We start from the raw sequence: 7,948 nt of genomic DNA, 5'->3' as shown, positions 1-7,948 counted from the left end.
CCTGCTGGTGGATGGCTTCCACCCGTGCCGCGGTGCGTACCTCGCCTCCTGCCGCCTGCACCAGTTCGGCATACTTGCGGGTCACGGCTGCGTAGTCGGTGATGGCGCCGCCCGGCACGCGCAGCGCCGCCAGTCCGGAACAGTGCGGCTCCAGGCGGCGAATCTGCTCCGGCCCTACGATTTCGAGATCAGGTACGCCATTCTCTTGGCCGCGGTGAAGCAGGCCGTCGAGTGCGGTCGCCTCCTCCGGATTCGTGGCCACCACCAGCTTCCCGCAGACCTGGTGAGGGATTCCATGCTCGCGGCAGAAGGCGAGCATGGCCGCCGCGCCTTCGACACACAGGCGCGCCTTGAGCGAGCCCGGACGGTAATAGATGCCGGAGTGGATGACGCCGCTGTTGTGGCCGCTCTGGTGGGCGGCCAGCGTCGGTTCCTTTTCCAAAACAATGACGCGCAGGTTGGGTTGGCGCCGCGCGAGTTCGAAGGCGGTTGCCAGTCCCACGATACCGCCACCGATGATCAGGACGTCGTACACCTTATGTTTATCCCTGGGTCCGTTCGCCGGTAGCGTCCGGGAAGGTGCCATTATCCCAACTGCGGGTTGGTCCGCAAAGATGAGAACAGCGGGCCGCGCTGGTTCGACAAGTCGACCGGCGCGGCCAAAGGTGCCTGGTTGTGCCTGTCGTCAACTGCCTCCTAGGAGAGGAAGAACTCACGGGCCAGGCGGGTCCAGTCGGCATCGGGCATGTGGGAGGTGAGATCCGCCAGAGCCACGCCACCATCCTGGGCCACAGCACCCAGCGCTGCGGGCACCTGCCGATGCATGCGAGTGGCAGCGTCTTCCATCCAGGAACGGGCGAGCGTGCCGCCCAGCAGGTTGCGGAAACTGGTCTTGGCATCCGGCGCCTGCACCTTGAGCAGCCAGCCTTCACCGTAGGGATCGCGCCGTGCCAGGTCTGGATCGAGGAGCACGGCCTGGTTGACGTCGGTCACTTCACCTTCGATGGGCGACACCATCTCCACCGCGGAGCCATCGCGACGCAGGGTCCAGGTCTTCTCGCCCTGGCGCAACCACTGGCCGCGCTGCGGCAAGGTCACGTCGTCGAGCTTCCCGGCCAGGCGCGCGGCAAAATCGTCCAGGCCGACGCGTACCAACTGCGGGCTCTCGCTCAGCGCCCAGGTGTGTCCGGGGTGGTAGCGCAGATTCTCCGGCAGGAAGAACCCGCTGACCAGGGCCGGCCGCGGGCGCGGGACGGCTGCCGCAAGCTGAGGCTGCGTTGCCGGCCGGGGCTGCAACTCGAGCGCGGGTTGAGGATTACGCAGGTAGTCGATCAGCAGGAAGATTGCGAAAGTCGCGATTACGAGTAGCACAACCATAAGGCACCTCCGGCCGCCGTCGAACCACCGGATGACGGTTGCCAACCTTGAAGGAGCAATCGGTCGGCCACAACCGAGCCGAGCAGGCTGGACTCGGTTCATGACTTTGGGAACAAAGGAGAAAAAGATGACTTGCTTGGACAGATCCCAAACCAATCGATGAATTTCTCCATCGTGGGCAGTTGAAGAATTCAACGCCCCGCACAAGCGCCAGGAGGGCGAAAACTCGAAGCAAAGCGGTATTTTCAAGGGCTTAGGGATGCGATGAAACTCGCAACAGAGGGTGATGCAGAATTCAGCGGGCGCTAACCCATTCCCGCTCGAGGCTCTTGGTCGCAATGCGCGCCCGGCAATGTTCGCAGAAACGTGGTGCCCTAAGGTCGATCCATTCGACGGAATGGGCCGCGGCCATCGCGCAGGTGTAGTCCTCGCAATGGCGAAGGTCGAGCGTGTGCCCCAACTCGTGGAGGGCCTCTTTGAGCAGGCGGCCTTCCAGCAAACCCGAGTCGGGCGGTAGTCCATAAAACTCCTGGCGCAGGCGATGCGTGGAAACCAGAGCGCAGGCCCCGTTTCGTTGGGCTTCGCCGAACACGAAAGTAAGGATGGGGATGCAGACGTCGGCGGCGGTGACGCCGAGCAGCCGCCAGGTGTCCGGCACGACGCAGGTGCGCAAACGGTCGAGGATCTCCGTGGAGTGGTACTGCTGTCGCCCGGGCTGAAATGCGAATGCGGGATCCAATGCGTTGGGCAGAAGCCGGCAGGGCATACCGAAGGCCGTGGTCAGGTGCGGACGCAGCCCTTCGAGCAACCGCGCCTCGATCTTGCCCACCGGCAACAGGTGGAGGAACCTCATTGGTTCACGGCGGCCGGCCTGGTCCATCCGTACTTCTTGAGCTTGTTGTGCAGGGTAACGCGATCGATCCCCAGCACGTCAGCGGCACGGGTCTGGTTCCAGCCGCACTGCTCCAGCACGCGCAGGATGTGAAGGCGCTCGGCCTCCTCCAGCGTGCGCGGCTCTTCGGCGCCGGTGCGCGGCTGAAGCAGGAAGTCGTGCTCGCGGAGTTCCGGCTCCTGGGCCACGACCATGGCGCGCTCGACGGCATTCTCCAATTCGCGCACGTTGCCGGGCCAATCCTGCTGCTGGAGCAGCTCCATCACCTCGGGACCGACGCGCTGAATGCGCTTGTTCATGGAGAGCGAGAACTTGCGCACAAAGTGGTCGACCAGCAAGGGGATGTCCCCGCGGCGCTCCCGTAGCGGCGGAATCTCGATGCGGAAGACGTTGAGCCGGTAGTACAGGTCGGGACGGAAGACGCGGTCCTCGATCAGTTTCTCCAGTGGCTTGTTGGTGGCAGCGATGCAGCGGAAGTCTACGCGGATGGGCTGGTTGCCGCCCACGCGAACGATCTCACGCTCCTGAAGGACGCGCAGCAGGTCGGTTTGTGTCTTGAGCGAGATGTCGCCGATCTCATCCAGAAAAACGCTGCCCCCTTCCGCCACCTCGAACTTTCCCTTCTTGCGATACTGGGCTCCCGTGAAGGCGCCTTTCTCGTGGCCGAAGAGCTCGCTCTCCAGCAAGGTCTCCGTCAGCGCGCCGCAGTGGATGGTGACCATGGGATGGAATCGCCGCGGACACATGGCGTGAATGGTGCGCGCCACCAGTTCTTTGCCCGTGCCGCTTTCGCCCGTGATGAGCACGGTGGTGTCGGTGGGGGCGACGGTTTCGATGGCTTCGTAAACGCGACGCATGGCCGGGCTCTGCCCGATCAGGTCGGGCGGGCGGCAAGCTTCGGTCACCGTGTCCCGCAGGCGGCCGACCTCCTGATGGGCACGGCGGTGCGAGATGGCGTTGCGCACCAGGTGCGCCAGTTCGTCCGGATCCAGCGGCTTGGTCACGTAGTCGTAGGCCCCGTTCTTGAGCGCGGCCACCGCCGTTTCCACCGAGGCATAGCCGGTCATGATGATGACCAGCATTTCGGGATCGATGTTGCGCATCCGGCGCTGCAGTTCGATGCCGTCGGTTCCGCGCATCTTGATATCCACCAAGGCCAGGTCCCAGCGGCGTTCCGCCATGCGCGAGAGCGCCTCGCTGGCGGTTTCTGCCCCGCCGACCTCGTAGCCTTCCTCGCCGAACCATTTGCTTAGCGAGTCGCGCACGCTGAGTTCGTCATCGACGATCAGCAGACTGCTCTTGTCGTTCACGGTTCACCTCACGTTGGCGGCGGCTGGCGCCGAGGCGACGGCCACCCGACTCTCCGCGCCCAGCGGCAATACGACGGTGAAAGTCGTCCCCTTGCCGGGCTCGGAATCCACGCGAATGCTTCCCTGGTGACGCTCCACGATGTTGCGGCTGATGGCCAGTCCCAGGCCCACGCCGTGCCGTTCTTCCTTGGTGGTGACAAAGGGTTCGAACATGCGCGGCAACAGTTCCGGCGAGATGCCCGGACCGTTGTCCTGCACCTGCAATTCAAGCTCCCCGGAATCCGGCAACAGGCGCGTGCGCACCTGCAGATCACCACCCCGCGGCATGGCCTCGATGGCGTTCATCACCAGCGCCAGCAGCAATTGCTCGACCTGTGCCGGGTCGCAATCGAGCGCCGGAAGCCCGGGAGCAAGATCGGTGTGGAGCTGGATGCCGTTCAGCTCCATCTGGTGTTTCACCAGGCGCAGGCAGCGCTCCACGATGGCGTTCAGGTCTGCCCGCTCCACGTTCATGGAACCGGTACGAGCGAAGCTCAGCAGATTGCGCACGATCTCGCCGCAGCGACGGCTTTCGGACTCGATCAACTCCAGCGAGGTATGAATCTCTTCGCGCCTGCGCTCTTCATCCTCACGCCGTTCCGTCCACCGCCGCAGCAGCTTGGCGTAGGTGAGAATGCCGGAGAGCGGGTTGTTGATCTCATGGGCCACCACCGCTGCCAGCTTGCCCAGCGAGGCCATCTTCTCGGCCTGCAACATCTGCTCGTGAGCGGTGGTCAGTTCATGGGTCTTCTGCTCCACGCGGTCTTCCAGGGTGCGCGTCCAGGCGGTGACTTCGGCGCGCGTATCCTGCAACTCGCGGCTCATGCGGTTGAACGAAGCCGCCAACTCGCCCAGCTCGTCGTGCGAACGGATGCCGATCTGATAGCCGAGGTCGCCGCGCGCCAGCCGTTCCGTGCCCGTCCGCAGAGCCTTGACCGGGCGGTGCACGACCTCCCACACGAACAACCCGGTCAGCGCCAGCACTCCCGTGACGGCAAGCAGGGTGTAGAGCAGCATCTGTTGGGTGCCTTCCGCCAGGCTGGCATCGGCACGCGCCAGGGAGAGGTTCGTGTCCAGTACGCCGAGGATCTTCTGTTCCGCGGGATGGGCGTGGCAAACGGCGTTGGAGCAGGCCGGCTGATTCTCGATGGGGTTGATGATGGCCAGCACCCGGTGATCCCCGGCACGATAGATGCGAAAGCGGTCGGGGCGGTCCAGCCGGGTCAGGGGCTGCGCCTGGGTGTGGCAGGCGTAGCAGGCCTCAGCCCGCTTGTCCACGTACTGGTTGACCTCGCCGGCATCGGTCGAGAAGCTGATCCTGCCTTCCTTGTTGAAGATGCGGACGCGCTCCATGCCCGGTTCTTTGGCGATGGTTCCAATGATGTGGTAGAGACCCTCGCGATCATTGCGCAGCATGTAGTAGGAGGTGGATCGCTTGAGCACGTCGCTGACGCGCTCAGCGGAAAGCAGCGTGGCCTGCTCCAGGTGGCGGCGGTGGAGGCGGATGTTCAGATAGCCGAGCACACCGAAGACCACCAGCATGGCCGCGAGCAATAGCAGGATGAGCTTGGCACTGAGGCTATGGCTCAGGCGTTTCCACGCCGGAGAACGCGGCGGTTCAGTCGGCGGCCACATGGCTCAGTTCCGCCGGCATCCGGAGCTCCGCCTGCGGCCGTTCTTCCGGAAAGATGGCCAGGTAGCGGGCGGCCAGAGCGAAGATGAAGAAGCCGATAGCAATGATGCTGGCGGTGATGGCGATCTCCGTCCACTTGGGGATGTAGTGCACGCCCGCCGCGGCTTCCATCCCGGTGATGCTCACGTTCAAGCGATTGGTGATGAACCCCAGCACCACTAGGACCGCCGCGAGATAGAGTCCGCCCTGGCTCTCGCGCATCCGCCGATTCAGCAACAAGCCCAGAGGCAACACCAATCCCAGGGCCATCTCCAGCATGAAGAGATAGGTTTCGTAGCCCGGCTCCAGCACCATGCGCAAGGCGCCGCGGTGGTAGAGGTCCTGCACCCGCAACACCAGGTACACCCCCAGCACCACCATCAGGATCCGCCCCAGCTCCTGCAGCAGCGGCAACTCGAGCTGGCGCCGAAAGTGCTTCGCGCTCAACGAAGACTCGAAGATGGTCATGGCCAGGCCGACGGCAATCGCGGAAATGAAAAAGAACACCGGCAAGAGCGGCGAGTACCAGAAAGGGTGCAGTTTCTGGGGGACGATGAGGTAAAGGCTGCCCAGCGAAGACTGGTGCAGGGTGGAGAGGATCACGCCGGCAATCACCAGCGGTATGGAAATGGCGCGGAGGATGCGCATGGGCCGCTCCAGCCGCAATCGCTCGAACACCACCGGCGCGAACTCCAGGCTCAGCACCGTGGTGTAGAGCATCACGCACCAGGCCACCTCGAACATCACCGAGCGCGGATTCCACATCACCAGCGGATGCCAGATGCGGTAGGGGCGTCCCAAATCGAACATCAGGGCCACCACCACCAGCACATAGCCCAGGAAGGCAGTGAGCAAGGTGGCGCGCCCGATGGGCTTGAAGCGCTCCACGTTGAAAATGTGCACCGCCGCCATCAGGGTGAAGCCGCCCGCCGCCAGCATCACACCGCACAGCACATCGAAGCCGACCCAGATGCCCCAGGGGAACTGGTCGCTGAGGTTGGTGGCAGCTCCGAGGCCTTGCGTGAAGCGCACATAGGAGGCGTAGATTCCGGCCAGAACCACGAAGACGAAAACACCTCGCCAGAAGGTGAAGCGCGGCAGCTTGACGGTCATGGGTTCTTCTCCGTCTCGGGTTCCTTCTCTCCGGGCTTGGTGGCGTTGCCTTCGGCGGCCGCCACTTCGGCTCGCCGATGCGTGATCCACCAGACCCCGCCCAGCAGCACGCTGCCCAGCGTCACCAGGTCAGGAATGCGGGAGAGCACGCGGTAGGTGAGCAAAGGCAGCGGTTCCTGAACGTAGTTGCTGCGCATGCCGAAGCGTTCGAACGGCACACCGGAGATCATCAGCACCGAAGTTCCACCCACTTCGCTCAGCCCGAAGATGTGATTGACGTACTGGGTAGGGTTTTGCGCCAGCCGTTGGCGGGCTTCGGCAATCAGTTCGTCCCGGTCACCGAACTTGGTGGCGCCAGTAGGACAGGCTTCCGCACAGGCGGTGGCCTGGCCGGCCGCCACCCGCTGGGCGCACATGGTGCATTTGCGCACTCCGGGAAGAACCTTGCCCCATTCGTACTTGGGCGCACTGAAGGGGCAGGCCACCATGCAATAGCGGCACCCGATGCAACGGCTTTCTTCGTAGGTCACCGGACCCAGCTCGGTCTTGCGCAGCGCGCCGACGGGGCACACCGAGGCGCAGGTGGGATCCTCGCAGTGCATGCACATGCGCCGCAGATAGTTTTCTCCGCGGGTCAGGACGGAGGTGAACTTGTGCTCCGAGGTAGCTTCCTCGGCAGCGATGGTTTCGTTGTAGGGAAGGTGATTCTGCTCGGAACAGGCCTGCTCACAGGCCTTGCACCCGATGCACAGGGTGGCATCGTAGAGGATGGCTTTGCCCATCAGCGCCTCCATGCCCATATCCACGCTGGGTGGCGCCGTCTGGCGGCGAATCAGTCGCGGCCAGCAGCCCTGATTTCACCAAACTCATTGTTTCAGCAACGCCCACTCACCGATGTGACCGGGCTCACCCGAGCCGGTGACGCTGCACTTCATGCGCTGCGGTGGCGCTGTAGACGATCCTGTTCGGATGTCGCATGACTGAACTTCGGAAGCCAGCGGTGCACGGTTTTCCGAGGACCGCTGCCCGCCCCAGTCATCGTGCTTGGACTCAACCTAGAACCGGTATTCGAGCGTGACGTCGAAGACGTAGGTCCGATACGGTTTCACATTCGCCGTTGGCAGGCGTAGTGACAGTGGGTGGAACGCGGGCGGCATGGCGGCGGCCTATTCTGGGCGGAGCGCACCGAGGCACAGTGGGTTCTTTCGCGCTAAGGTGGTCCGAATTCCTGACACTTGTCAGCTTTTCTGACTAGGGTCCCCGGAAGTTTTTCCCCAACGCGAACGTCTCAAACTCTACCTAATCGGTTGCAGGCACAACTGGTTGTGTGCTTACCAGCCCGGAAAATCGTGATCGCAAAGTCGCTTTGGACGGGCACTTGCTTACTTTGGGTCAGATTAAGTGTATCTGCGGGCGCATCCCGATTCCGACACGAAATGTCAGGGCAGCAAGGAGGACTTCATGCTTGCACGCCAACACGCGAGGGCCCCAGTGGTTTGGCTTGCTCTCTTCTTGTGGTTTTTTGGCACGGAATTGGTGGGAGAG

Annotated in this window: 7 protein-coding genes; all 7 read right to left on the bottom strand. The window is 63.4% G+C overall.

Going from position 1 to position 7,948, the window contains the following annotated elements; genetic code table 11:
• The coding region (locus tag VLE48_07565) for an FAD-dependent oxidoreductase (GenBank protein HSA92852.1) at positions 1-535 on the bottom strand (535 nt) is incomplete at its 3' end.
• Between the two features lie 161 nt (positions 536-696).
• On the bottom strand, positions 697-1,377 hold the full coding sequence (locus VLE48_07560; GenBank protein HSA92851.1) for a glycine cleavage system protein H: 681 nt from the start codon (positions 1,375-1,377) through the stop codon (positions 697-699).
• Between the two features lie 295 nt (positions 1,378-1,672).
• On the bottom strand, positions 1,673-2,230 hold the full coding sequence (locus tag VLE48_07555; GenBank protein HSA92850.1) for an archaemetzincin family Zn-dependent metalloprotease: 558 nt from the start codon (positions 2,228-2,230) through the stop codon (positions 1,673-1,675).
• A complete protein-coding gene (locus VLE48_07550) occupies positions 2,227-3,579 on the bottom strand; it encodes a sigma-54 dependent transcriptional regulator (GenBank protein HSA92849.1) in 1,353 nt (450 codons plus the stop codon). Before VLE48_07550 ends, VLE48_07555 begins: the two co-directional genes overlap by 4 nt.
• Before the next feature lie 3 nt (positions 3,580-3,582).
• Positions 3,583-5,253, bottom strand: a complete 1,671-nt coding sequence (locus VLE48_07545; GenBank protein ID HSA92848.1) for an ATP-binding protein — start codon at positions 5,251-5,253, stop codon at positions 3,583-3,585.
• The gene (hybB, locus tag VLE48_07540; protein HSA92847.1) at positions 5,237-6,403 is read right to left on the bottom strand and encodes a Ni/Fe-hydrogenase cytochrome b subunit; all 1,167 of its coding nucleotides are present in this window, start codon (positions 6,401-6,403) and stop codon (positions 5,237-5,239) included. Before hybB ends, VLE48_07545 begins: the two co-directional genes overlap by 17 nt.
• Complete coding sequence (locus VLE48_07535) at positions 6,400-7,185, bottom strand: 4Fe-4S dicluster domain-containing protein (GenBank protein ID HSA92846.1); 786 nt, start codon at positions 7,183-7,185, stop codon at positions 6,400-6,402. Before VLE48_07535 ends, hybB begins: the two co-directional genes overlap by 4 nt.
• Positions 7,186-7,948: the final 763 nt, after the last annotated feature.

Source organism: Terriglobales bacterium (assembly GCA_035454605.1).
Taxonomy (GTDB): Bacteria; Acidobacteriota; Terriglobia; order Terriglobales; family Acidobacteriaceae; genus DATMAB01.
Note: the sequence above shows the minus strand (reverse complement) of the source record. Positions and strands in the feature narration are given on the sequence as shown.

What these genes read in the sequence shown, in the direction of transcription:
- VLE48_07545 (HSA92848.1), bottom strand. Translation starts at nt 5,253, where the DNA reads ATGTGGCCGCCGACTGAACCGCCGCGTTCTCCGGCGTGGAAACGCCTG.
- VLE48_07535 (HSA92846.1), bottom strand. Translation starts at nt 7,185, where the DNA reads ATGGGCAAAGCCATCCTCTACGATGCCACCCTGTGCATCGGGTGCAAG.
- hybB (HSA92847.1), bottom strand. Translation starts at nt 6,403, where the DNA reads ATGACCGTCAAGCTGCCGCGCTTCACCTTCTGGCGAGGTGTTTTCGTC.
- VLE48_07560 (HSA92851.1), bottom strand. Translation starts at nt 1,377, where the DNA reads ATGGTTGTGCTACTCGTAATCGCGACTTTCGCAATCTTCCTGCTGATC.
- VLE48_07555 (HSA92850.1), bottom strand. Translation starts at nt 2,230, where the DNA reads ATGAGGTTCCTCCACCTGTTGCCGGTGGGCAAGATCGAGGCGCGGTTG.